The sequence below is a fragment of the Paenibacillus sp. J5C2022 genome, assembly GCF_025567625.1.
Classification (GTDB): domain Bacteria; phylum Bacillota; class Bacilli; order Paenibacillales; family Paenibacillaceae; genus Pristimantibacillus.
In genome coordinates, this window is record NZ_JAOQJC010000066.1 from 1 (window position 1) to 25,132 (window position 25,132).

Annotated in this window: 22 protein-coding genes and 1 tRNA gene; 17 read left to right on the top strand and 6 right to left on the bottom strand. The window is 51.2% G+C overall.

Annotated elements, in window-relative coordinates:
• Positions 1–988 precede the first annotated feature (988 nt).
• From M6D81_RS29965 to M6D81_RS30015, 11 genes are all read left to right on the top strand, one after another.
• Entirely contained in the window at positions 989–2,179 is a 1,191-nt protein-coding gene (locus M6D81_RS29965; protein WP_262681169.1) for a GNAT family N-acetyltransferase, read from the top strand.
• Between the two features lie 142 nt (positions 2,180–2,321).
• A complete protein-coding gene (guaB, locus tag M6D81_RS29970) occupies positions 2,322–3,779 on the top strand; it encodes an IMP dehydrogenase (protein WP_262681170.1) in 1,458 nt (485 codons plus the stop codon).
• A gap of 98 nt (positions 3,780–3,877) precedes the next feature.
• Positions 3,878–5,266, top strand: coding sequence for a D-alanyl-D-alanine carboxypeptidase family protein (locus tag M6D81_RS29975; RefSeq protein ID WP_262681172.1), 1,389 nt, complete (start codon positions 3,878–3,880; stop codon positions 5,264–5,266).
• Between the two features lie 106 nt (positions 5,267–5,372).
• On the top strand, positions 5,373–6,254 hold the full coding sequence (gene pdxS, locus M6D81_RS29980; protein ID WP_262681173.1) for a pyridoxal 5'-phosphate synthase lyase subunit PdxS: 882 nt from the start codon (positions 5,373–5,375) through the stop codon (positions 6,252–6,254).
• 76 nt (positions 6,255–6,330) lie between these two features.
• Positions 6,331–6,915, top strand: a complete 585-nt coding sequence (pdxT, locus tag M6D81_RS29985) for a pyridoxal 5'-phosphate synthase glutaminase subunit PdxT (protein ID WP_262681175.1) — start codon at positions 6,331–6,333, stop codon at positions 6,913–6,915.
• A 47-nt stretch (positions 6,916–6,962) separates the two neighbouring features.
• Complete coding sequence (serS, locus tag M6D81_RS29990; protein ID WP_262681176.1) at positions 6,963–8,243, top strand: serine--tRNA ligase; 1,281 nt, start codon at positions 6,963–6,965, stop codon at positions 8,241–8,243.
• Between the two features lie 98 nt (positions 8,244–8,341).
• Positions 8,342–8,430 (top strand) — tRNA-Ser (locus M6D81_RS29995).
• An 896-nt stretch (positions 8,431–9,326) separates the two neighbouring features.
• The gene (locus M6D81_RS30000; protein ID WP_262681178.1) at positions 9,327–9,674 is read left to right on the top strand and encodes a hypothetical protein; all 348 of its coding nucleotides are present in this window, start codon (positions 9,327–9,329) and stop codon (positions 9,672–9,674) included.
• 14 nt (positions 9,675–9,688) lie between these two features.
• Positions 9,689–9,862, top strand: coding sequence for a hypothetical protein (locus M6D81_RS30005; protein WP_262681179.1), 174 nt, complete (start codon positions 9,689–9,691; stop codon positions 9,860–9,862).
• A 24-nt stretch (positions 9,863–9,886) separates the two neighbouring features.
• A complete protein-coding gene (locus tag M6D81_RS30010; RefSeq protein ID WP_262681181.1) occupies positions 9,887–10,042 on the top strand; it encodes a small acid-soluble spore protein P in 156 nt (51 codons plus the stop codon).
• A 143-nt stretch (positions 10,043–10,185) separates the two neighbouring features.
• Entirely contained in the window at positions 10,186–11,238 is a 1,053-nt protein-coding gene (locus M6D81_RS30015) for a hypothetical protein (protein ID WP_262681183.1), read from the top strand.
• A 101-nt stretch (positions 11,239–11,339) separates the two neighbouring features.
• On the opposite strand, the gene M6D81_RS30020 is transcribed toward M6D81_RS30015, so the two are convergent.
• Positions 11,340–11,696, bottom strand: coding sequence for a DUF4870 domain-containing protein (locus tag M6D81_RS30020; protein WP_262681184.1), 357 nt, complete (start codon positions 11,694–11,696; stop codon positions 11,340–11,342).
• A 194-nt stretch (positions 11,697–11,890) separates the two neighbouring features.
• Here M6D81_RS30020 and M6D81_RS30025 point away from each other — a divergent pair, with 194 nt between their 5' ends.
• Positions 11,891–12,223 (top strand): PadR family transcriptional regulator, encoded by a 333-nt coding sequence (locus M6D81_RS30025; protein ID WP_262681185.1) that lies wholly within the window; start codon positions 11,891–11,893, stop codon positions 12,221–12,223.
• On the top strand, positions 12,220–13,572 hold the full coding sequence (locus M6D81_RS30030) for an FtsW/RodA/SpoVE family cell cycle protein (protein ID WP_262681187.1): 1,353 nt from the start codon (positions 12,220–12,222) through the stop codon (positions 13,570–13,572). The genes M6D81_RS30025 and M6D81_RS30030 overlap by 4 nt, the downstream gene beginning before the upstream one ends.
• Before the next feature lie 53 nt (positions 13,573–13,625).
• Here the strand turns inward: M6D81_RS30030 and M6D81_RS30035 are convergent, their stop codons facing one another.
• Positions 13,626–15,356, bottom strand: coding sequence for an alpha-L-fucosidase (locus tag M6D81_RS30035; protein WP_262681188.1), 1,731 nt, complete (start codon positions 15,354–15,356; stop codon positions 13,626–13,628).
• A gap of 395 nt (positions 15,357–15,751) precedes the next feature.
• Here M6D81_RS30035 and M6D81_RS30040 point away from each other — a divergent pair, with 395 nt between their 5' ends.
• From M6D81_RS30040 to M6D81_RS30055, 4 genes are all read left to right on the top strand, one after another.
• Entirely contained in the window at positions 15,752–16,663 is a 912-nt protein-coding gene (locus M6D81_RS30040; protein ID WP_262681199.1) for an ABC transporter permease, read from the top strand.
• A 16-nt stretch (positions 16,664–16,679) separates the two neighbouring features.
• Positions 16,680–17,576 (top strand): carbohydrate ABC transporter permease, encoded by an 897-nt coding sequence (locus M6D81_RS30045; RefSeq protein WP_262681201.1) that lies wholly within the window; start codon positions 16,680–16,682, stop codon positions 17,574–17,576.
• Positions 17,577–17,636: 60 nt separating this feature from the next.
• Positions 17,637–19,346 (top strand): ABC transporter substrate-binding protein, encoded by a 1,710-nt coding sequence (locus M6D81_RS30050; RefSeq protein WP_262681190.1) that lies wholly within the window; start codon positions 17,637–17,639, stop codon positions 19,344–19,346.
• 156 nt (positions 19,347–19,502) lie between these two features.
• Complete coding sequence (locus M6D81_RS30055; protein WP_262681192.1) at positions 19,503–21,824, top strand: AraC family transcriptional regulator; 2,322 nt, start codon at positions 19,503–19,505, stop codon at positions 21,822–21,824.
• Positions 21,825–21,861: 37 nt separating this feature from the next.
• On the opposite strand, the gene M6D81_RS30060 is transcribed toward M6D81_RS30055, so the two are convergent.
• From M6D81_RS30060 to M6D81_RS30075, 4 genes are all read right to left on the bottom strand, one after another.
• On the bottom strand, positions 21,862–22,425 hold the full coding sequence (locus M6D81_RS30060; RefSeq protein WP_262681194.1) for a winged helix-turn-helix transcriptional regulator: 564 nt from the start codon (positions 22,423–22,425) through the stop codon (positions 21,862–21,864).
• Positions 22,422–22,784: a VOC family protein gene (locus tag M6D81_RS30065; protein WP_262681195.1), complete on the bottom strand. Its 363-nt coding sequence runs from the start codon at positions 22,782–22,784 to the stop codon at positions 22,422–22,424. Before M6D81_RS30065 ends, M6D81_RS30060 begins: the two co-directional genes overlap by 4 nt.
• A gap of 68 nt (positions 22,785–22,852) precedes the next feature.
• Positions 22,853–24,226 carry an MATE family efflux transporter gene (locus M6D81_RS30070; RefSeq protein WP_262681197.1) on the bottom strand — a complete coding sequence of 458 codons (1,374 nt, stop codon included), beginning with the start codon at positions 24,224–24,226 and terminating at the stop codon, positions 22,853–22,855.
• A 67-nt stretch (positions 24,227–24,293) separates the two neighbouring features.
• Positions 24,294–25,132, bottom strand: an 839-nt coding sequence (locus M6D81_RS30075) for a MerR family transcriptional regulator (protein ID WP_317259180.1), incomplete at its 5' end; no start/stop codon positions are given.

A 25,132-nucleotide genomic window follows, 5' to 3' on the forward strand; every position in this document is an offset into this window, starting at 1 on the left:
CTTTTTTGTGCATGTCATGCGACGCTCCTCTCCCGTTGGGAGAGTGTTTGAACCTCTGATCGAAGCAACACGAAGCAGCAGGCCCGGCCCTAGCGGAAGGTTCAAACGCAGACCTCGAAGCTATCTCAAGTAGCACACTCATCCGGTGCGGAATGGGCGTCGCCAAGCACGAATAACCTGTCGCAGATTACTGCGGCAGGTTTTTTGTGCGTAGCCAGACGTTCTCTCCCAACGGGAGAGTGTTTGAACCTCTGATCGAAGCAACATGAAGTAGCAGGCCCGGCCCTAGCGGAAGGTTCAAACGCCGACCTCGAAGATATCTCAAGTAGCACACTCATCCGGTGCGGAATGGGCGTCGCCAAGCACGAATAACCTGTCGCAGATTACTGCGGCAGGTTTTTTGTGCGTAGCCAGACGTTCTCTCCCGTTGGGAGAGTGTTTGAACCTCCGATCGAAGCAACACGAAGTAGCAGGCCCGGCCCTAGCGGAAGGTTCAAACGCTAATCTCGAAGCTATCTCAAGTAGAAAACCAAGTGGAGGGTTGAGCGTGTGTGGCGAGTGATTTGTGTGAAAAAACGGACAAAGTGGGCGATCACGGGGCTGAAATGGCTACATTTGTGTGAAAAATCATACAAAGTGGCAGGTTTCGGGAGTAGCTTGGCTACATTTGTGTGAAAAATCGTACAAAAGTGGAGGGTTGAGCGTGTGTGGGAGGTAGTTTGTATGATAAATCGTACAAAAGTGGAGGGTTGAGTGTGTATGGCGAGTGATTTGTGTGAAAAATCGTACAAAGTGGAAGATTTCAGGGGTGTCTCAGCTACATACGAACGAAAATCTGAACGAAATTTCGTATAACCGTACAACAGGGAAAGGTTTGCGCTTTGGCCAATTATATAGTAAGGGGGCCGCTGCTCATAATTGCCAAGCTCCATTGTATCCCTGAGCTATGTTAAACTAATAGTATATTGGTTAACAGGAGGCGAGAGCGATGCAAGATACAATAGAAATAAAGCAGCTGGGACATGAGTTTTTTGATCAGTCGTTGGAGCTGTCGGAGTTCGCGTTCCAACTTAAAAAATCGGCGGAACAAAAAGAGAGGTTGCGAGCCATGTCATTGGAGGAACCGGCGGATCGCTGGGCGATATTCGCGAACGATCAACTGGCTGCGCAAGTGACAGTGCTTGATCTGCAGACTTATGTAGCAGGAAAAGTATTCTCGATGGGAGGAGTCGCCAATGTAGCCACATGGCCGGAATATAGAAGGAGAGGATATGTGGCTAAGCTGTTGGTTCACGCCATTCAAGAGATGAAGAAGAAAGGGCAGCTGCTCTCCTTCTTATCGCCGTTCTCATTCTCGTTCTACCGCAAATTCGGCTGGGAAACATACACCGAGCATAAACTCTACACGATCGAAACGAAGCAATTGCCACCTCGTTCCCCATACGCCGGACAAATGGTTCGAGAGGTTGACTACGCACCGCTTCATTCGATATATGAACGTTATGCAGTTCAATACAATGGCGCACTTCAGCGATCTGAGCATTGGTGGAAGTATCGTATACCACAAAGAAAGCCGGGATCTGTTGTTACTTATCGCAACAGCGATGGAGACAAGCAAGGCTACCTTATATACGAGGTAAGGGACAGGATGATGACGGTTCATGAGCTCATTTATCTGAAGGAGGAAGCAAGGCGAGCTTTATGGTCCTTTATTGCCCAGCACGATTCCATGATAGACCGAGTACAGTTCCGCGCTCCCGTAGACGATTTACTGGCTGATACACTGGGCGATCCGCGAATCAAGCAGGAGATCGTTCCCCATTTTATGGCTAGAATTGTCGATGCGGAAGCATTCATCTCGAGCTATCCCTTCCTGCAAGGAAAGCAAGTACAATGTATGATTGAGCTTCATGACGAATACGCGCCGTGGAATACGGGAAAATATGAATGGAGCATTGATGAGGAAGGCAATGGAACATTGAGCCGGTTGTCTGATGAAGAAACGATGCGGACGGAAGGCATTGCATTGGATATCGGCGCATTGTCGGCATGGCTGATGGGATATCGGAGCGGACGACAATTATCGGGATATCAGCGGATTCAAGGCGATTTGGAAGCAATTAACCGCTTGCAAAATCGTATTCCCGAACATAAAACGTACTTGTCCGACTTTTTTTAAGCGAATGAACAAAACATGTTCTGAAAAGCCCAAATTGCGGGAAATTTCTTGAATTTACTGTGCCTTGACAGCCCTAGACCCCTCTGCTAATATTGCAATAATATACGTGAGAGGTACTGAAAAAAAAGGGAGGAACATACTCGTGTGGGAAACGAAATTCGCTAAAGAAGGGCTGACGTTCGACGACGTATTGCTTATTCCGCGCAAATCGGAAGTGTTGCCAAGGGAGGTTAACATCTCGACTCAATTGAGCGAGAACGTTAAATTGAACATCCCGCTTATCAGCGCTGGTATGGATACGGTAACGGAGTCCGCTTTGGCGATCGCAATCGCTCGTGAAGGTGGAATCGGGATTATTCACAAGAACATGTCCGTAGCGCAACAAGCGGAAGAAGTAGACCGCGTCAAGCGTTCGGAAAGCGGCGTGATCACGAACCCGTTCTCACTTACGCCAGATCATCATGTCTATGATGCAGAGGAACTGATGGGCAAGTACCGCATCTCCGGTGTTCCGATCGTAGACGAGAACAATCATCTAGTCGGTATATTGACGAATCGAGACCTGCGCTTCGTACACGATTTCTCCATTAAAATTAGCGAAGTAATGTCGCGGGACAACTTGGTCACTGCACCGGTAGGAACGACTCTGCAAGAAGCGGAAGTTCTTCTGCAGCAGCACAAGATCGAGAAGCTCCCGTTAGTCGATGAAGAGAACACACTGAAAGGTCTTATCACGATCAAGGATATCGAGAAGGCCATTCAGTTCCCGAATGCGGCGAAGGATTCTCACGGCCGCTTGCTGTGCGGCGCCGCGGTAGGCATCTCCAAGGATACGATGGACCGTGCTGAAGCGCTTGTAAAGTCAGGAGTGGACGTGCTGGTCGTAGACTCCGCGCATGGGCATCACATCAATATCATTGAAGCTGTCCGCAAGCTGCGTCAGACATATCCTGAACTGACGATTATAGCCGGCAACGTAGCCACTGGCGATGCGACTCGCGAGCTGATCGAAGCAGGCGCTTCCGTCGTCAAGGTAGGAATCGGACCTGGTTCGATTTGTACTACCCGTGTCATTGCAGGGATCGGCGTTCCGCAAATTACGGCGATTTACGACTGCGCGTCCGTTGCCAGAGAGTACAATGTTCCGGTCATCGCAGACGGCGGCATCAAGTACTCCGGCGACATCTCGAAGTCCATTGCAGCCGGAGCAAGCGCGATTATGATCGGAAGCTTGTTCGCAGGAACTTCTGAGAGCCCTGGCGAGACGGAGATTTTCCAAGGGCGCAGCTTCAAAGTATACCGCGGCATGGGCTCCATCGGCGCCATGAAGGAAGGTAGCAAAGACCGTTACTTCCAGGAGAACGACAACAAGCTTGTTCCTGAAGGCATCGAAGGACGCGTCCCTTACAAAGGGCCGCTGGCCGATACGGTTCATCAGCTGCTTGGCGGATTGCGCTCGGGCATGGGCTATTGCGGTACAGCGACTCTGGAAGAGCTGAAGAACGATACCAGCTTTATTCGCATTACCGGCTCCGGCTTGCGCGAGAGTCATCCACACGACGTTCAAATAACGAAAGAAGCACCAAACTACTCCCTATAATATTCCTCCAATGCGGGGGTCAGGCAGAGACATCAACGGCGCAACCGCTGTATGTCTCTGCTTTTATTTTTTTCGCTTGCGAATATGAAGGAATCCTCATGCGTCTGCGCCCTAAGACAGGTTTAAAAGAGGTCGTCTCGTATGTTACAATTGTTAACGGACAATATAATGGAAGTGGGGAAATCAATGTGAACGCAAGAAGGAAGAAGAAATCACTATTGTCCGTCATCGCTGCCAGCATGGCACTGTGGGTGGCGGTGTTGTCAATTGGGGCGCCAAGTGCTCTAGCCGTTGGCTTTAACGATAGGCCCAGTACAGATAATGAGCTAGGCTTGCAAGTGAAGTCTGCTATTCTAATAGAAGCGGATTCAGGACAGGTATTATATGAAGTATTAGCGGACGAGCCGCTTCCGATCGCAAGTATGACGAAGTTGATGACGGAATATATCGTATTGAAGGAAATCAAGAGCGGACAGCTGCAATGGGATCAAGTCGTGACGATTACGAAGGAAGCCGCTGATACCGATCCGGCGGAATCGCAAGTGTTCCTGGCAGAGGGTGACAAGCATACCGTCAGAGAATTATATATCGCTATGGCGGTAGGTTCGGCGAACGATGCTACGAAAGCTCTGGCGATCGCAGTTGCGGGAAGCCTCGAAGCATTTACTGACATGATGAATGAGACGGCCGACGAGCTGGGACTGGAGTCTGCTATATTCACCAGCGTTACCGGACTTGAGGATACGACGGTGATGTCGGCATACGATGTGGCCATGCTGGGACGCGCGATTCTGCGAGACTATCCGGAATTTCTTGAGTTCTCGGGTATTCAGGAGTACAAGTTCCGCGAACGCGACAAGAAGCCCATGGTCAACTTCAACTATATGCTGGGCGCCAATGTTAATAACGAGTATTTGCAGAAGCTGGCTTATGAAGGCGTGGACGGCATGAAGACAGGGTTCATCAATGCTGCCGGGTACAATTTCGCAGGAACTGTGAAGCGCGGCGATCTTCGATTCATCAGCGTCGTGATGGATACAAGCTCCAAGAATCAGCGCTTCTATGAGACGGCGACCTTATATAATTACGGCTTCAATAATTTCGAGAAGAAAACAGTGGTATCTCCAAAAACGGTTGTAGAAACGCTTGAAACGGTAGAGGTTAAGAAAGGTGTAAATAAGACTGTTCCAGTCGTGACGGACCACGATATTACCATTATGGTGAAAAAGGGTGCAAATCCAAAAATGGAGATGACGAGCAGCAGCGTAACACCGAAAGAAGAACTGGTTGCTCCGATCCCGGCGGGCACAAAGGTAGGTACGGTAACTTATACCTATGCGGATGAAGCGACAGGAAACGATCTCCAATATACGGTAAATCTTGTGACGACGGAAGAAGTGGAGAAGGCAAGCTGGCTGAAGTTGTTCTTCCGGGCGATTGGCGAATTTTTCTCGAAGCTGTTCGACAGCATCATCAACCTGTTCTAGACAGGGAAATCTATACTTGTGGATTAGCTGGCGTTCCTGTAAAATCAATGGTTAGAACAACTTCGGTAGTTATACTTTGATGGATGATAATAGGAGGAACGAAAAGATGGAAACTGGTACTTCACGTGTAAAACGCGGTATGGCAGAAATGCAAAAAGGCGGCGTAATCATGGACGTTATGAACGCCGAACAAGCGAAAATTGCGGAGGCGGCAGGTGCCACGGCAGTCATGGCACTTGAGCGCGTTCCTTCCGATATCCGTGCCGCTGGCGGCGTTGCCCGCATGGCTGATCCTACAATCGTAGAGGAAGTCATGAAGGTTGTATCCATTCCGGTCATGGCCAAGGCGCGTATCGGTCATTATGTGGAAGCGAAGGTTTTGGAATCCATGGGCGTAGACTATATCGACGAGAGTGAAGTGCTTACGCCAGCGGACGAAGTTTTCCATATTAGCAAGAATGAATTCACCGTGCCGTTCGTCTGCGGCGCCAAGGATCTGGGCGAAGCACTGCGCCGTATTCAAGAGGGAGCTGCGATGCTCCGTACGAAGGGCGAGCCGGGGACAGGCAACATCGTAGAAGCAGTTCGTCATTTGCGTCTGATTAACGGCCAGATTCGCAAGGTACAGGGCCTGTCGAAGGACGAGCTGTATAACGAAGCGAAGCTGCTGGGCGTGCCTTATGAGCTGCTGCTTCAAGTGCATGAGAGCGGCAAGCTTCCTGTCGTCAACTTCGCCGCAGGCGGCGTGGCTACACCGGCAGACGCGGCACTCATGATGCATCTTGGCGCTGACGGGGTATTCGTCGGTTCCGGTATATTCAAGTCCGAGAATCCGGATAAATTCGCTCGCGCGATCGTGGAGGCGACTACTCACTATCAGGACTACAAGCTGATCACAGAAGTATCCAAAAACCTGGGTACGCCGATGAAAGGCATTGAAATCTCCAAGCTTGACGCATCACAGCGTATGCAAGATCGCGGAATTTAAGATTAAAGCTTAAGGAGACGGTCCATCCTGAATAGTAGGGTGGACCGTCCGTTCGTACAAAGGAGATGAAACAGCAATGAGAATTGGCGTACTGGCGCTGCAAGGCGCCGTTGCAGAGCATATACGCAGCTTGGAGGCGGCTGGTGCGGAAGCTGTGGCGATCAAGCGTGTGGAACAACTTGACGACGTGCATGGGCTGATCATTCCCGGTGGAGAAAGTACGACAATCGGCAAGCTGATGCGGAAGTACGGCTTCATGGAAGCGATAGCGGAGTTCAACGGCAAGGGAAAACCGTTATTCGGCACATGCGCCGGCCTGATCGTATTGGCGGATCGCATCGAGGGCAATGAAGAGGCGCATCTTCGTCTGATGGATATGACGGTCACAAGGAATGCATTCGGCCGTCAGCGTGAAAGCTTCGAGACAGACCTGACGGTGAAAGGGATTGATGAGCCGATACGGGCTGTGTTCATTCGCGCGCCATTGATTAAATCCGTTGGCGCTGAAGTCGATGTACTCTCCGTGTATAACGGCGAGATCGTGACAGCCAGACAAGGAACACTGCTCGCAGCTTCATATCATCCGGAACTAACGGACGATTTCCAATTGCACGCTTATTTCCTGGAGATGGTGAAAGAAGCGGCTGCTGCAAGTGTGTAAGGATATAGAGGGACATAATACTCTCTTTAGAGGGGAGCTTGAGTAACGTGTTGGATGTAAAATTATTGCGCTCCGACTTCGACAAGGTGGAGCAGGCGCTCCAAAATCGCGGCGCATCGCTTGACCTGGTTAAAGATTTCCCTGAGCTGGACGCGAAGCGGCGTGAGTTGATTCAGGAGACGGAGCAGTTGAAAAACCGCCGCAATGTGGTATCCCAGGAAGTGGCTCAGCTGAAGCGCTCCGGCGGCGATGCGGAATCGCTTATTCTGGAGATGCGGGAAGTCGGCGACCGGATTAAGGCGCTGGACGAAGAGCTGCGCCAGCTGGATGAGCAGGTAACGGAGATTGCCATCTCCATTCCCAACATTCCGAATGAAAGCGTACCGGTAGGCACTTCCGAAGACGATAATGTGGAAATTCGGCGACACGGCGAGATTCCTGCATTCTCCTTCGAACCGAAGGCGCACTATGAGCTGGCCCAGGATCTTGGCGTTCTGGATTTTGAACGCGCATCGAAGGTAACAGGCTCCCGATTCGTCTTCTACCGCGGGCTTGGCGCTCGCTTGGAGCGTGCCCTGATCAGCTTCATGATGGATCTTCACAGCGATCAGCATGGTTACGAAGAAGTGCTGCCGCCTTATATCGTCAATCGCGACAGCTTGGTTGGCACAGGGCAGCTGCCTAAGTTCGAAGAGGATCTGTTCAAGCTGGTGGATACCGATTATTACCTTATTCCAACGGCAGAAGTGCCTGTAACGAACATCCATCGCGATGAGATTATGGACGCGGACGATCTGTCCAAGAACTTTGTCGCCTATAGCGCATGCTTTCGCTCTGAAGCCGGAGCTGCCGGTCGCGACACACGCGGATTGATTCGCCAGCATCAATTCAACAAGGTAGAGCTGGTGAAGCTGGTCAAGCCGGAGGATTCTTACTCGGAGCTGGAGAACCTGACGGCCCATGCGGAGAAGGTTCTGCAGCTGCTAGAGCTTCCTTACCGCGTTCAGCTGCTGTGCACAGGAGATATGGGCTTTGCCTCCGCCAAGACATACGATCTTGAAGTGTGGCTGCCAAGCGCGGACACTTATCGCGAGATATCGTCCTGTACGAACTTCGAGGAGTTCCAGGCACGGCGTGCAGGCATTCGCTTCCGCCGCGAAGCCAAGAGCAAGCCGGAATTCGTGCATACGTTGAATGGCTCGGGACTGGCCATAGGACGTACGGTTGCCGCCATCATGGAGAACTATCAGCAAGCCGATGGTTCGATTGTCATTCCGGAAGTGCTTCGTCCATATATGGGCGGTCTGAAAGCCATCTCAGCCAAGTAAACTAGCCTTATACATTTATGTGCCATGGGTCAAATTAACGGTTGATAATTCAATTTGACCTGTGGTACAATATCTTTTGTCAGTCACAATTTAAGTTTGGAGAGGTACCGAAGTGGTCATAACGGGGCGGTCTTGAAAACCGTTAGAGTGCAAGCTCACGTGGGTTCGAATCCCACCCTCTCCGCCAGAAGCAAAAAATAACCCGATTCCTGAAAAGGAATCGGTTTTTTGCTTTTGTCGGTGTGGGATTGGAACGGGCCGTGAAGCGGACATGCCATAAGGCATGTTCGTAGGCCCCGGCGTGATAGTCGTATTACCGTGACCGTTCATGCGGTCATGGTGCGACGGAGCGAATCCCACCCTCTCCGCCAGAAGCAAAAAATAACCCGATTCCTGAAAAGGAATCGGTTTTTTTCTTGCATATATAGGAATTATAAGTTCCGGAGTCCCCTGCAAAGTACCCCAGTAAGCTTCGAATTGGAGCCCCACTTTGTGGGGGATTTTATGCCGATAAGGAGCGTACGGGCCATATGAGTGTATAATCCTACACTAGAGTGCCGAAAAGGGTCATTCGAGCCGAAATAGTGTATGAATCCTACACTGGAGCGCCGAAAAGGGGTGTTCGAGCCGAAATAGTGTATGAATCCTACACTGGAGTGCCGAAAAGGGTCATTCGAGCCGAAATAGTGTATGAATCCTACACTGGAGCGCCGAAAAGGGGTGTTCGAGCCGAAATAGTGTATGAATCCTACACTGGAGCGCCGAAAAGGGGTGTTCGAGCCGAAATAGTGTATGAATCCTACACTAGAGTGCCCAAAAGGGTTATTCGAGCCGAAATAGTGTATGAATCCTACACTAGAGAGCCCAAAAGGGTTATGCGAGCCGAAATAGTGTATGAATCCTACACTGGAGCGCCGAAAAGGGTTATTCGAGCCGAAATAGTGTATGAATCCTACACTGGAGCGCCAAAAAGGGGGCGTGCGCAGCAAGAGAGCAGGACGACGCCGTCAGGTTTTTTCTTGGCATGGATCGTATAAAAGGGGTGAACCTTTCGCATCTTAACGATGTGGAGGTGCTTAAGTAATGGCGAAGTCAGATGAGCTCCGTATAGACCAGCAGCAACTGGTGCAAGCTTGGCAGGAAACCTTGCCCACGGTCATGAATGGCCCTGACCGGAGCGAAGTAAAAGCCGATGAAGCGGACGAACGCTCGTTGCGGGTGACGATACATGTGGCGGGACATCAGATGTATGAGTTTGATTTCAAGGTTACGTATGTGGACAGCAGGGAAGTAAAGGTAGAGCTTGTCGACGTGGAGAAGGATAACGTCTCAATCGATGAGCGGAATGATATCGTACAGCAGCTGACGCAGGATTATATCCGACATCTGCACGAATGCGCGCAAGCGCTGCATCAGCTAACACATGCATAGAGGGAGAGATCGCGATGACGAAAGCGAAAGGCACAGCAGACAAAAATTTATCCAATGTCGTAGAAGCGCTGGAGACAGAACCGGTCAACAGCCATCATGCTCAGCAGCTTCAGCAGGACAAGAATGACCGGCGGCATCAGGATTCCTTGAACTTCGGTCAGCCGACGGACTTGAAGCATCAGCGCTAATAGCGGACGAGGGAGGGTTAAGCAATGGCCAAGTCAGAGAGTATACCAGTTCCGGAAAGCATCCCGCACAATGAGCGGAATCGGAAGGACAAGTCGGGCGGAGCAATGCAGGAGCCCTTGTCAGGCTCCAAGAAGACAAAGCAGAAAAACCACACGAGTCATCATAATCCTGAAGGATAGTTCTAAATACCTAATACTTTGCAATCCCATCCCCGCCTTTGGCAGGAGATGGGATTGTTTTGTAATTATTCACTTTCAAAACAACTACATATAGGATAGAATGGAGATGCTCATAAAATAGATAGTGGAGGGAAATTACGATCATGAAGCAAGTAAAACGTTTCGCACTCATGGCCGTGCTGCTTATGGCAGTTATCGTGGCAGGGTGCAGCTCCAGTCAGCCGCCAAAGGAATCGCTGCAGACAGCGATGAAAAACACAATGGCTGCAGAATCCTACAAAATGAATATGACTATGCAAATCGATGATTTGCAATTGGGTGATCTTGTTGCTGAACAAACAGGCGGTATCGATGTAGCTGGCATTATTAAGGGAGCCAAACTGACCGCAGATACCCTTTATACAAAAGAGCCAATGCGCATGGACATGGACATGGAAATTAATCTTCCGGGCATGATGGACATGAAGCTGGCCGTTCCGATGATTGTAACGAAGGACGAAATGTACGTCAAGATTCCGAATCTGCCGATGCTTCCATTGCCTGAGGAATTATTCGATCAATACATTAAGATGGATCTGCAAGAGCTGGCGGAGCAATCCGGACAACAAATTTCCATGGATGTAGCGACACAGCAAAAGATGGCTCAAGAGTTCGCTGCCGTATTCATGGACAACTTCGATGAGAAGACATACTTCAGCGAAGTGAAGGCTGCCGATGCGGGACTGCCTGAAGGCATGAAAGCAGACAACGTGATCAAGTTCGCGATTACAAACGATAATTATGATCAGACGGTCGATACGATGATCAACAAGGTCGTTCCAGCGATCTTCGATCTTCTTCTGAACAATGAGGATTACCTGAATGCGTTAGGCCTGGAGAAGGCAGATGTGGAAAGCGTAAAAGAAAGCTGGGACAACGACAAGGATCAAGCGCTGGATGGCTTTAAAGATCTGCTGACCGTCAATACACTGGATATTACGACAGCTATTCACGACAAGTACATGGTGCATCAGGGCGTGAAAATTGATCTGGATCTGAAAAACCCGGAAGGTACCGGCGAGACGATGAAATTCGTCATTTCTTTCGCCGCTCAATATTCCGATTTCAACAAGAAGCAAGAGCATCCTGAGCTTCCTGCCGATGCCATAACGATGGATGAGCTGATGGAGCAGTTCCAAGCTCCGATGGGGATGTAATGCGCTAACTGAATGTTATGAACGAGAAAGAGGCTCCTTGCCGCAATCAGCATATAAGCTGGCGGCAAGGAGCCTTTATTCATCGGATTGGGATCAAGCGGCTATTTCAAAAACCGGATCGTCAAAGGATAGCGGTAGCGGACGCCTTCATTCGCCTTCACGCTGGCGATAATAATCATGACGATGTAGAAAATGCCGAGGGCGATCAGCAGCAAGATGCCGATAACCAAAAGTGTCAGCAATCCGCTAACAATGGCATAGATCAGAATGCTGATCTGGAAATTGAGCGATTCCTTGCCTTGATCATCTACGAACATCGACTGATCCTTCTTCATCAGCCAGATGACAAGCGGTCCGATAATATTGCCGAGCGGAATAATGAATCCCGCGAACGCCAGCAGATGACACAGCATGCCATAGGTGCGTTCTTCTTTAAAGGAACCTCCGTCTGGATACATAGATAGTGAACCTCCTCTTGTAGTTGGATGCACGTTGCCACGTAACGCGCAGCATCTTAGCACCAATATATCAAGGAAACCTTTGGCATGCAACAACAGATTAGATCAGAAGTGCTTGCCAGGAACCAAATCCTTCTTTATACTTATACCTAGATAATCGATGTATATATATAATCTATGTATGGGAGGAAATCATGAAGGTTAATAAAGAGCTGATGAAAGGCAGCACAGTCATACTGATCCTGTCGTTGTTGAGCCGCAAAGAGATGTACGGCTATGAGATGGTGAAGGCGATTGAGACAAGCTCGGGAGGTGTCTTCTCCTTCAAGGAAGGAACGTTGTATCCCATCCTGCATACGCTTGAAGCCGAGGGTTATGTGGAAGCGTACTGGATGGACGAAGGGGCTCGCAAGCGCAAGTATTATCGACTTACAGACGAAGGGCGAATGCATCTGGAACAAAAGCAGAAGGAATGGAAGCTGTTCCGCACGACCGTAGATCGTGTCATCGGGGAGGGCGGAGCATGAGCGCGGCGATAAGGGAGCATCCGTCCGTCGTTGCTTATATGGAGCGGGTATGCTTCGAGGTGAAAGCGGCCGAGGTGCATGAAGAGATCCGGCTCGAGATGGTGAGCCATCTGGAGGACATCGTCGAAGAGAAGATGGAGAAAGAAGGGATGGCGGAGGAAGAGGCGATCGCCTGCGCTTTGCGGCAGATGGGCGATCCCGTCGCCGCCGGCCGGGGACTGCATGCTGTGCATCGTCCCAAGCCGGAGTGGGGCGTGATGGCCTTGCTGGCTGGGATGATCATCATGGCTGTATTGGCCGTCTATGTGGTTAATCTAACCAGAGGAGAAAGATATGAGGGTGTCTGGATCAGACAAATGGTATGCGGACTTGCCGGACTTGCTTGCCTGACTGTCTTCTACTTCCTTGATTACCGGAAGCTGCTGCGCTGGTCATTGCTGATGCATGCTGCTGCGGTGGGCTTGCATCTTTCTCTCCTTTGGCTGGGCACAACGGTCAACGGCTGGAAACACTGGATAGTGGTAGGTGCCTTTTCTTTCAAGGCGACCGCTGTAACCCCATTCCTGTTCCTATTGGCGATCATCGGAATGATGCATCGCGAGAAGGATAGGATGAGCAATGTGCCGACTCCATTCCGCAGCGTGGTCATGGAAGCGGTGTTGTATGTGCTGATACCAGTAGTTCTGTACGCTGCAGCGAATGATATGGTTAATCTGACGATCTATGCTATAGGCGCCATTACAGTGCTCATTATGGCAAGCAGATGGAGAACGTTAGGGGCGTCCATGCTGGCTCTGGCAGTCGTCTTATTGTTATGGTTCCGTCAGGAGCCCATGAGATGGGAGTGGCTCCGAATTCGTCTCACCGGCTTCATTAGTCGCGAAGGGGACAGCGGCTATATGACGGCTCGGGCAATTGAAGCTATAGAGCAGGGCGGCATGTGGGGACAAGGGCTCAGGGCTGTATACGATCCGCTCCCCTTTCCATACAGCGATGCTTTGTATGCCCATCTGGTGTACAGCTTGGGCTGGGTGGCGGGCAGCGTGATCGCTGTCATCTCTCTGTTGTTCGTCGGCAGATGCATACGGATGGGCATGAAGTTGAAGGATGGCTATGCCAGAGGGATTGTAGTGGGGCTGACTGTTGTATTGGGCACGAAGCTGCTATGGAACATTCTGATGTGTCTGGGCTTGCTGCCGATCAGCAGCATCCCTCTGCCGATTGTTCATGTCTCATCCATTACCGTCGTGGAACTGGCGGCGATCGGGCTGATGCTGGGAGCGTACAGGCGAAAGGATATGATCCGCAAGCACGCTATAGCGGATTCCCCGCAGTCACTATTGCGGTAACGGCGGGGAATGCTCTGTAGAGGACATGTCGGGCAGTCGGCTATGGATAAGGGTTAAGGCGCCACCTTCACAAGCTGGAGCGAGCGCAGACGGATCGGAGCCGCCTGCCACGCTTCGAAGAAGCCCGTCTTCTCCTTCACCCATGCCGACTGCAGGCGGATATCGTACTCGCCGGGCTGTCGAATCTGGACGCGTCCAAGCACAGAATGAACTTCCTCATAGGGATGCTGGCAAGTCGGCGTATCCTCCAGCAGCTTGTCCACAGCGGGAATGCAGCTTACTTGCTGTCCGGCGACAGTGGCGATCACTTCCTGATGGCAGTGAGCCGACCACTCCTGATTGAATCGCTTGAATGCAATCATGACGACGTCGAATTCGCCCGGCTCCAGCATCGTGAAGGACCAACCGGCCTCGTTCCCCGCCTCACCGCCTGATTTCACCTCAGCATGGGCGATATCGAGCCGGATATCGCCGGTAGGGAGCTGCAGCCAGCGCGGATCGACATGCGGCTTGCCGTCCAGCTCCAGCGCCACGACGGATACGACGTCGTCCGGTGCCGACGGCGGAAGCGTAATATGCAGCTGATGCAAGCCGACAGCTGCATGATAATGCTGCTGTACGGACAGCGGCTTGCGGGCTTCGTCGGCGTCTTCGTCCCCCTGCAGGACGTAAGCATGGCGTATCGCATTGTTCAGCCCGTACAGATCGATGCCGCCCTTGCTCCAGTACGGTCCATGGATTAGAAGGTACAACGTCGTATCCCGAACGGTGATCGCTCCCCATTCCTGTTCATAGTGGAACGGGCTGGGGGTCGTATCGTAGATCGCTTCACCGAACCTGCTCGTCCATCGCCCCACCGCTTTCAGCCTTTCTACCGATTCGTCCGGTATGTCGCCTTCCGCAGTCGGTCCTACATTGAGCAGCAGGTTGCCGCCCTTGCTCGCGACATGCACCAGCTTTCGAATGAGCGCCTCGCTCGATTTCCACGATTGATCCTTGTTCTGATAACCCCAGGAATCGTTCAATGTCATCGGAGTCTCCCATGGCCGGCTATCCTCGCCGTGCATCGGAATCTCGTTATCCCCTTTGGAGCTGTAGTCACCCGCATATTGCGGCCAGTGGCTGACCCGGCTGTTGATCAGGCATGTCGGCTGATGATCCCTCACCCAATCGATCATCTCCTGACTGTCCTTCTTCGACAGTCCGCCCGCCGTGTCGAACCAGATCAGGCCGACAGGCCCGTACTTCGTCAGCAGCTCCTTCACCTGCGGCTTCGCCTTGCGGTTCCAATACGCATAGAAGGCCTTCTCTTCCAGCGGATAATCCCATGTGTTGTTGTAAAATTCATGAATGGCATGAGGATGATGCCAATCGATGACATGAGAATAATAGAAGCACATGCGAAGGCCTTCCCTCTGGCACTCCTCCGCCAGCTCCTTCAGGGGATCGCGGCGGAATGGCGTGGCGTCAACGATATTGAAGGGATCATGCTCGGAATGATACATCGCAAAGCCGTCATGATGCTTGGCCGTCACGACGATATATTTCATGCCGGCTGCTTTCGCCAGGGCCACCCATTCTCTGGCATCGAACTTGACGGGGTTGAACCGCTCCGCCAGCTTCTCATACTCCTTCACCGGAATCTTCGCCCCTGACATATGCCACTCTCCCTTGCCGTGGAGCGCGTACAACCCCCAGTGCACGAACAGGCCGAACTTGGCCGCCTTCCACCACTGCATGCGATCTGCTTCTTGAGCCTCAATGACCGGACCGGATAAACTCATCAGCTGCGACACCCTTTCCTCATCGGATTTTTGGTTAAGGATACTGTGATCAATATAACGGAAACGCTTTCTCTCAACAACAAGCATGTTTTCAGGAATAAGGACATTCCTCACAATCGCAGCTCCTGCACATATTTCAGCCCCTGCACATTTCCGTGTGAAGCGGGACGCAGCGGCACTCCTGGGAGCCGGTAAAGGAATCGTACGAGGGGCGTGCGGCTATTCATTGTTCCCGGGGCGTAATCTTAGGTTCTGCATATCGGGTGAAGCATTGCTTCTTTACCCCATCATCGGCCATGGAGTAAGGTGACACTATATCCCGGCAGGAGAAGACGAAGTTGATATGAAAGCGCATTCTAACAATCGGAAGTGAGGAGAAGATAATCGTGACCGTGATGAAGACCTATTGGAAGAAGTTTCTGCACAGCTGGCAATTGCATGTTCTGTTTTTTCTCCCGCTGATGTATGTTCTGGTCTTCAAATATTATCCTATGTACGGCGCGCAGATCGCTTTTCGCGATTTTGTCGCATCGAAAGGGGTGCTGGGCAGCGAGTGGGTGGGGCTGGAGCATTTTATTCGTTTTTTCCAGTCTTATGATTTCTGGCGCATATTGGGCAATACGCTGGAGCTTGCACTGTATCAGCTTGCTGTAGGCTTTCCGTTCCCCATTATTCTAGCGCTGAGCCTGAACTACGTGAGAAGCGGCAGATTCAAGCGCAGCGTGCAAATGATCACCTATGCGCCGCATTTCATCTCTGTCGTGGTCATGGTCGGCATCATTCTTCAGTTTCTTGACCCGCGGACCGGCATGATCAACAACATGCTAGGGTTATTAGGGTTGAAGCCGATTCACTTTATGGCTGATCCGGCATTGTTCAAGTCGATCTATGTCTGGTCGGATATTTGGCAGAATGTCGGATGGGGCTGCATCGTCTACTTGGCGGCGCTGGCCAGCATTAGCCCGACGCTGCATGAAGCCGCAGTTGTGGATGGCGCCAGCATTATACGGCGAATATGGCATGTGGACATTCCCGGCATTCTGCCCATAACGATTATATTGCTCATTCTGAACACCGGCAATTTGATGGATCTTGGCTTTGAGAAAGTGCTGCTGATGCAGAATCCGCTCAACCTGAGCGCGTCCGAGATAATTGACACTTACGTATACAAGGTTGGATTATCTTCTGCGGTCGTGAATTTCTCCTATGCGACAGCAATCGGCTTATTCAAGTCGGTCATTAATCTGACGCTGCTCGTTCTATTGAATCAAGCCGCCCGCAAGGTCGGACAAGAAAGCTTATGGTAGGAGGCGGGATATGAAGATGGAGCAATCTCACCTGTTGAACTCGAGAGGCGACAAGGCCTTTCTTACTCTGAATAGCTTTATGTTGTGGCTCGTGCTGCTCGTCGTCCTGTATCCGCTCATTTATATCGTCAGTGCATCCTTCAGCAATCCGGAGGCTGTAGCCTCAGGCAGGGTATGGCTGTTCCCGGTTGACCCTACACTGGATGGATACAAGGCTGTGTTCAAGCATGATATGATTCTGACAGGGTTCTCCAACTCCTTCTTCTATATGATTGCAGGAACGGCCTTCAACGTGCTGATGACGGTGCTGGCGGCGTATCCGTTGTCCCGGAGGGACTTCTTCGGCGGCAAGGTGTTGATGCTGCTGTTCGTCTTCACGATGATGTTCGATGGCGGATTGATTCCGCGCTACATTCTGGTGAAGGATCTGGAGCTGCTGAATACGCGATGGGCGCTTATTATTCCGGTCGCATTGGGTGTGTGGCATGTTATTATTACTAGAACCTACTTCCGGGTGACGATATCGAACGAGCTGCTGGAAGCGGCCCGTATTGACGGCTGCAACGACTTCCGCTTCGTATGGCGAATCGTACTGCCGCTGTCCGCACCGATATTGGCCGTTATCAGCCTATTCTATGCGGTAGGACACTGGAATCAATATTTTAATGCGCTGATCTTCCTGAAGGACCCCGGTCTCTATCCTCTGCAGCTCGTATTGAAGCAGATATTGGTGGAGAACGAGGTGGATATCAGCATGGTTGGCGACGTCGCCGATCTGGCGATGCGCGCGCAGCTTCGCGATCTGTTGAAGTATTCATTGATTATAGTCGCTACCGTTCCCGTGCTGGCCATCTATCCTTTCGTACAGAAGCACTTCGTGAAAGGGGTGATGATCGGTTCGCTGAAGGAGTAGTGTATGCGTATGCTAGACAAGCTGAATGACCAATTCGATCAATAAAGGGGAAGAGGACACGTGAAAAAAACGTCTATCAAGCTTCTTGCTGTGCTGATGGTGCTGACGCTAATTGTGGCGGGCTGCGGGTCGAAGAACGATAACAATTCCGCAAGCTCCGGCTCTGGTTCCGCTTCTGGCAATAATAGTGCTGGGGAAGCCGGAGGGAACGGCTCGGGGAAAAGCGGCATCGTCCTTACGGAACCCGGCAGCATGAAGGTATCGGAGGAGAAAGTGACGCTGAAGGTGATGGTCGGCGCCAAAATTGAAGGCGATTACAACACGAACTGGTTCACGCAATGGCTGGAGGAGCAGACGAATGTCCACGTGGAATGGGAGGTCGTTCCGAAGGACAGCATGAAGGAGAAGCTGAATCTGGCGCTGGCCAGCGGCGATTATCCCGATGTCATCATGAACATGAAGATCAACCTGACGCAGCAGCAGTTGTACGGAAGCCAAGGCATCTTCCTGCCGCTCAATGAGCTGATCGAGGAGCACGGCGTAGAGACGAAGAAGGCGCTGGCTGCAATTGAGGATAAGGATCAGTATTATGCGCTGGACGGCAATATCTATTCTCTGCCCAGCTTCAACGACTGCTATCACTGCAACCGGGATCAGAAGCTGTGGATTTACAAGCCTTGGCTGGATAAGCTGAATCTCGAGATGCCTCAGACGACGGAGCAGCTGTATGAAGTGCTGAAGGCGTTCAAGGAGCAGGACCCGAACGGCAACGGCAAGGCGGATGAGATTCCGTACGCGGGAGCTGTGAAGGATTGGCATAGCAGTGTGCACAACTTCCTGATGAATGCGTTCATCTTCACGGATACGAAGAACCAGTTCAAGTTCACTTACTTGCAAGACGGCCAGGTGGACATTATTGTGAACAAGCCGGAATTCAAGGAAGGGCTCACCTATATGCGCAAGCTGTATCAGGAGGGGCTAATAGCGCCGGAGACGTTCACGCAGAAGAGGGAGCAGCTGAGACAGCTGGGAGACGGCAAGGGCGATCCCATTCTGGGAGCTTTCCCGTCGGGCTGGATGGCTTCAGCCACTTATCTGGATGGCGAGAGCGGGCGTTGGCTGGAGTATGTCACCGTACCGGCTTTGGAAGGGCCGAACGGGACCAGATATGCAGGCTTCGGCCCGTACTCCGGCATCATTCATGGCGACTTCATTATTACGGACAAGGCGAAGCATCCGGAAGTGGCGATGCGCTGGGGCGACAATTTCTTCCGGGAAGATGTGATGTTAAGAGCGTTGTACGGCAAGGAGGGAGAGCACTGGCGCTACGCGCAAGACGGGGAGAAGGGCATTAACGGCGAGCCGGCCAAGTATGTTATTCTGGAGCGTTCCAAGCCGGAGGAGAACATCATCTGGGATCAGAGCATGCCGTCCGTTCGTACAGCGGAGTTCCGGCTGGGCGAAGGGATTACAGAGCCGGAGACGAATCTGGAATATATTCTGTACCATGAGTCGAAGAACAATTACGACCCTTATGTGCCGGACAAATCGATGATTCTGCCGCCGCTTCTGTTCAGCAAGGAGCAGTCTTCGGAGCTGCTCGACTTGCAGACGACGCTGGACAACTACATGGAAGAGATGATTGCGAAATTCATCATTGGCCAGGCCAACATTGAGGCCGAGTGGGACGCCTATCTGAAGACGCTGGACAATATGAAGCTTGAGCGCTATCTCGGCATTTTGCAGGAAGCGTACGATTCCCGTTATTAGCGGCATAAGAGAAGGGCGAGGGCATCCTTGTCCTTCTCTTGCCCTTCTCTTCCATTCATCAGAGGCGGGAGTATTCTCACATGGAAGGCATGTATGTGGTAGAATGTAGGCAACCTTCATTATCTATACCATGACAGAGAGTTGGGATTGCGGCTTATGATATCCGACAAGACAACGATTCTACTGCGTTTTCTCATCCCGTATATGCTTATGATGCTGATTCCGCTTAGTATCGGCTTTTTTGTCTATCATAGAACGGTAGATGTGCTGGAAGATGAAGTGGTGGAGAAGAATATGGCCTTGCTGCAGCAGAGCAAGAAGGTGCTGGATGCGCAGCTGGAGGAAGTGGAGTTGTTCGCGCAGAATATGACGACGCATCCGAAGGTCGTGTCTTTCCAGTATGAGCGTGACGTATTCCATCGCGATCAAGTATATAAAACGTTGGAAATTAGGAAAGCGGTTTCAAATGTTGTGCAGCAAAGCCGCTTTATTGACGACTTCCTATTGTTGTTCAAAAATAGCGAGCTGGCCTTGACCGCAGACTCCACTTATAAATGGAGCGAATTGTATCCGGAGTTTCTTCGTTACGGTCAATATGACTACCCGTCATGGCGGCAGTTGATGCTGGCTGACGAGGGAAGCCGCTACTTGCCGGCGGAGCGCGTGCAACTGGAAGGCAAGTCCATGAATAGGGTGACGTATCTGACGCCGATCGGCGCGCCGATCGCCTATAACGGCATGCTGGCCGTCATGATGGACAACCGTCACTTTACCGAATTGCTGCAAGGAATGGAGCTGTCGCAAGATGGCTGGGCGTATATCGCGGATCGGAACGGATCGGTTATTAGCTACTTGTCTGCCAGCGGCCAACCGCCAATGCCTCTTCAGCTGCAAGGAAGGGAGGGCGTCTTGGCTCCTGAGGACGGGGACGACAGCGGCCTGATTGTGACTTATACTACCTCGGATTATAACGATTGGGTGTACGTAGCCGCGCAGCCGTCCGATCTGTTGTTCTCCAAGGTGCACTACATTCGCAATATCTCGCTCATTATTCTCGCCGCAATGGGGCTGATCGGGCTGCTGCTGGCTTCCGTCCTCGCTTATCGGAACAGCCGTCCGATTCGCAAGATAGCCCTCTCGATTATGGAGCTGCAGGGGAAGGCGACGCAGCCGATGAAGGATATTCACCATTTCATTCAACAGGCGGTGACCAGGCTCGCTCTCGATAACAGGAAGCTCCAGAATAAAGTGGAGGCGCAGATGCCGCTCTTGCGTGCCGCAATGTTCGAACGGCTGCTGAAGGGGGATTTCGCCAATCGCGACGAGCTGCAGATGATTATGCAGCATGCCGAGATTAATCCGCCGGAGAGCAACTATTATCTGATCGCGGTCATCGATATAAGAGGGGACTGGAATTCACTCAGTCTGGAGCTGCTTCAGCAGCTGGATGTGCGCCGAATCGTATTGAAGGACTGGCTTGAGGATATTAGCGATTATTCCTGCTTGATTCACGATTTAAGCGAGGGCAAGCTTGCGGTCATGCTGTCCAGCTCCGAGAGCGATGAGCGTGCAGCCGTCGGCACAATCGAGCGGAAGCTAAGAGAGAAGGAGACGGCGTATTACGAGCAATTCCATACTCGATTCGCCGTGGCGCTGGGCAGCTGCAGCCGGGATATGATGAAGATGTCGCGTTCTTATGAAGAAGCCTTGTTGGCACTGCACTATATGAGACCGAACGATATGCACTGCATCGTCCGTCATGACGAGGTCCCCCGATCATCCTCCAGCTTCTATTATCCCGCCGAACTGGAGACCCGGTTATCGAATCTGATCAGAGCGGGGGAGACGGCGGAAGTAGAGAAGCTGCTGGAGGAGCTGTATGAGGAGAATTACCGTCAGCGCCATCTGTCGCTGCAGATGTCGAAGCTGCTATTGTTCGAAGTATGCGGCAGTCTCATGAAGGTGCTGGATTATGTGTCGCTGAAGTCGTCGGCGCTTGCGGAGCAAGCCCAGCAGCTGGTGGATCATATCGGCCATTCCAGTGAGAGTGAACCGTTATTCAAGCAGTTATCGCAATGGATGGCGGAAGTTAGCTTGCAGATGGCGAAGCGGAAGCGCAGCCGAAATGAACAGCTGAAGCAGGAGATGCTGGAGCGGGTGAAGCGGAGCTACGGCGATGCCGGCCTGTCGCTGCTGTCGATGGCGGATGAGCTGCGCATGTCGGAGACGTATCTGTCCCAGTTCTTCAAGGAGCAGACGGGCGTTACGTTCAGCGAGTATGTGAACAAGCTGCGCATGGAGCAAGCCCGAATGCTGCTGCGCGAGACGGACTTGCCTATCCATGAAGTGACTGAGCGTATCGGCTATCAATCTTCCAATACGTTCTGCCGCGCATTCAAGCGGATCAACGGCGTGACCCCGACGAAGTACAGACAAGAAGAGAGAGTGCGGCAGTCCTCCGGTCATGCGAGGGCTTAGCGCTAGAGTATGGAGTCAACTGCGTGAGCACTCCCTCTTATAAGAGAGAATGCAGGTCGTCAGCCATACGGCTGACAGGCGCTTCCGTTAGTGCTGTAAGTCCGTAAGCGTAGGTTGGCCGGGGCGTCTCCGTGATCTGCTTGTCGATTAGCCGGGCTCCGTTAAGCTCATCCAGACGCATGGACAGCATGCGCGGCGTGATGGAGCCGAGTGCGGTACGAATGTCCTGGAACCGGTCATATTGCATATGCAGGGCGATCAGGACAGGCATATTCCACGCCTTCGCAGACAATAGGCCATGTCCGATCTCGGTGTCCGCATACCGTATTGCCTTCGCCGCCTCCCGGTATAACCGTCCCTTGTCCGTAAGCTGATATTCAGGCAATAGAGGATGTCGGCGTTCATAGGGTGATAGATGCCTGAGCAAGCCTAAGGCGATCAGTTGCTTCAAGTTGTCGCTCAGCCGGGCCGGCGCAATCTGCAGCTGATTCTGCAGAGGAGTGAAGCGTCCGCCGCTGCTCTCTAGAGCGATCAGGATCGGAATGACCCACCGGCCCGACAGCTCTTGCGACAAGGCAATGATCTGTCGTTCGTTGCTCAAAGCTCCGTTAATTGCTCCGATAACATGAGCGAGTGTCCATCCGGATCAATGAACGTGGCCAGCTTCACGAAGTCCGGAATGACCTCGATTTCTCCAATGAACGTAACGCCATCCTTCTTCAGCTTGTCCACGGCAAGCTCCATATTCTCCACATCGAATACGGTAGATGAAGTGGAAGGGACAACGGAATCCGCTGCTGAGAACCCGATCAAGCAATTCTCCGTATTTGTCTTCACCATCGTTATGCCGCTTTCCTGATCATGATAAAGCAGCTCGAAGCCCAGTTTCTCTGTATAAAACGCCAAGGTGTGATCAATATCTTTGACACTGTACCAAACGGTTAATCCTGGAACATACATGGTATCATCCTCCTTTGATACCGTTATTATACTAGGTATAATTTCGGTAGTAAAGAGGGTGATGAAATTTATTTTTGGCTTGCCATGCCAGGGCTAGAACCGGATAATGAGTTTGGTTGAAGTACATTTTTTCTCGTGAAAGCTGCTAGAGCAACTGCGACGAGCAGCTCCGAAGCAGGCAAGGAGAGCCATACGCCCTTAATGCCCATCCATTGCGGCAGAATCCATAATGCCGCCAGCAATAGAACGAATCCACGCATAATAATAATGACATTGGACGGACCGGTATGTCCGATAGACTGATAATACGTCATGTAGATAAAGTTGATGCCCATGAATAAATAGCCGACAAAAAATAAGGGAATGCCTTGAACAGCCATTGCTCGAACGGCGTCTGATGAAACGCCGAACAATGAAACGAGCAGTTGGGCGCCTGCCGCACCAATGAGCAAAAAGAACGCTCCTATTACCAGAGCCGACTTTTCTGCAATTTTCACAGTATCCCTAATACGGTCCATGCGATTGGCTCCGTAGTAGTAGCTGATCATAGGCTGAATAGCCGAGCCGATGCCGAAGAAGGAGAGGAAGATAAAGGCGTGCAAATAGTTGATCACGGAGAATGCCGCAACGCCGTCGGTTCCTGCCAGCTTCACCATCATCAAATTATAGCCAATGACGAATACCAATGCGCCCATCTCGGCCAAAAAGCTTGGAAAGCCAATGGAGAACACTCGTCTCATGGACTTTATCGCCCATTTGGCGAAGATAAATTTCAATGCGATATCTTTTCTGAAGAAATGGAACAATAAGACGAGCAGCCCGATTGCGCCCGATGTAACGGTAGCTAACGCAGCCCCTTTGACACCCAGTCCCGCAACAAAAATCATATAGTAGTTTAAAATAATGTTGGTGACAGCCGTGATGATCAAGCTTATCATAGCTAATTGCGGATTGCCGTCGTTCCGGATGAAAATGCTCAAGGCGTTCTCCACAGCTATGAATACTCCGAAAAGCAGCAAGACGGACAAGTACTCCACAACAAAAGCTCTCGTATCCTGATTGGCCCCTAATAAGTCGGCAAGCCGCTCAACGTTAGAATAGCCGATAAAGCTGAAAACCATGACGATCAGAGCCACCATGACGATTGAAAAGGAGAATATATTCCTGGCTTTAAGGACATTCTGTTCTCCCAGCGCCATGGAATACAAGGCTCCGCCTCCGATGCCTATCCAAAGCGAGATGGACATAATAATCGAAAATACCGGAACGGCGATATTTACGCTGGCCAATGCAACGGTTCCTACGCCGTGTCCGACGAAAATGCCGTCAACGACTATATTGATCGACATCAGCATCATGCCGATGATCGATGGAATCAAGTATTGGAAAAAGACTTTTTTCACCGGCTGATGGCTCAATTTGTTCTGTGTAATAGTTTCCACCGTAATCCCTCCTGTCAGTGCTAACAAGAGAGAGTTTATACCTTCAAGTAACTTGAAGGTCAATAGGTTATGCTCTTATTTTCACAGGAATTTCGATGACGGTCAGGTAGTGTGCTTGATTCTGAGCTACAGATTCATCGATGATTCCGATTTCAATCGGGTTGCCGGTTCGTACATAGCCTAACGCATGTAATTGATTCAACAGGTATTCGTAGCTGCTCCTTACCGCTTCATAAGGGCCTCTGTGGGGGTAACAGGCGTACAGTCCTTCGGGTAAATGATCACCTTCACTGTCGGCTTGCTGATCCCATAATAGCTTGAAGAGGCCGCTATACATGATTGGCCCGTGACGATCAATGCTTCTGGCATCCACAATAACGCCGATATCGCCTGTAAATGCGCCATTATTGACGGGTTCGGCAATGGATTTCTTCAGCTCTCGCGCATAGATATCCTCCCATTGACCGTTCAAGTCGATGGGTTCGTGATGATAGATGAACGATATCGGTCTTCTCGGGTGCGTCTTGAAGTCGATGGCTGGTTGCTCCGCTAACCGCATGCCGGTTTGCAACGTGTGCATCTTATGCTCCATTTTTCGGGCGGCCATCTCCAGAGCTTGAATCTGTTGTTGCACATCCTGCAGCTTTTCTGCAAATAGCTCCAAAGTACTCTCGACTGTCCGGTTTTTCATATGCCTTTGAATATCTTGGATGCTGAAGCCGATCTTGCGCAAGAAGATGATCGTATCCAGCAGGACAAACTGGTCGGCAGTATAATAGCGGTATTGATTGTCCTGATCGGTGTATTTCGGCTGGAATAAGCCGATTTCATCGTAATACCTTAATGTTGACTGCGGGATGGAGAATATTCTGGACACTTCTCCCACGCGAAACTGTATCATGTCAT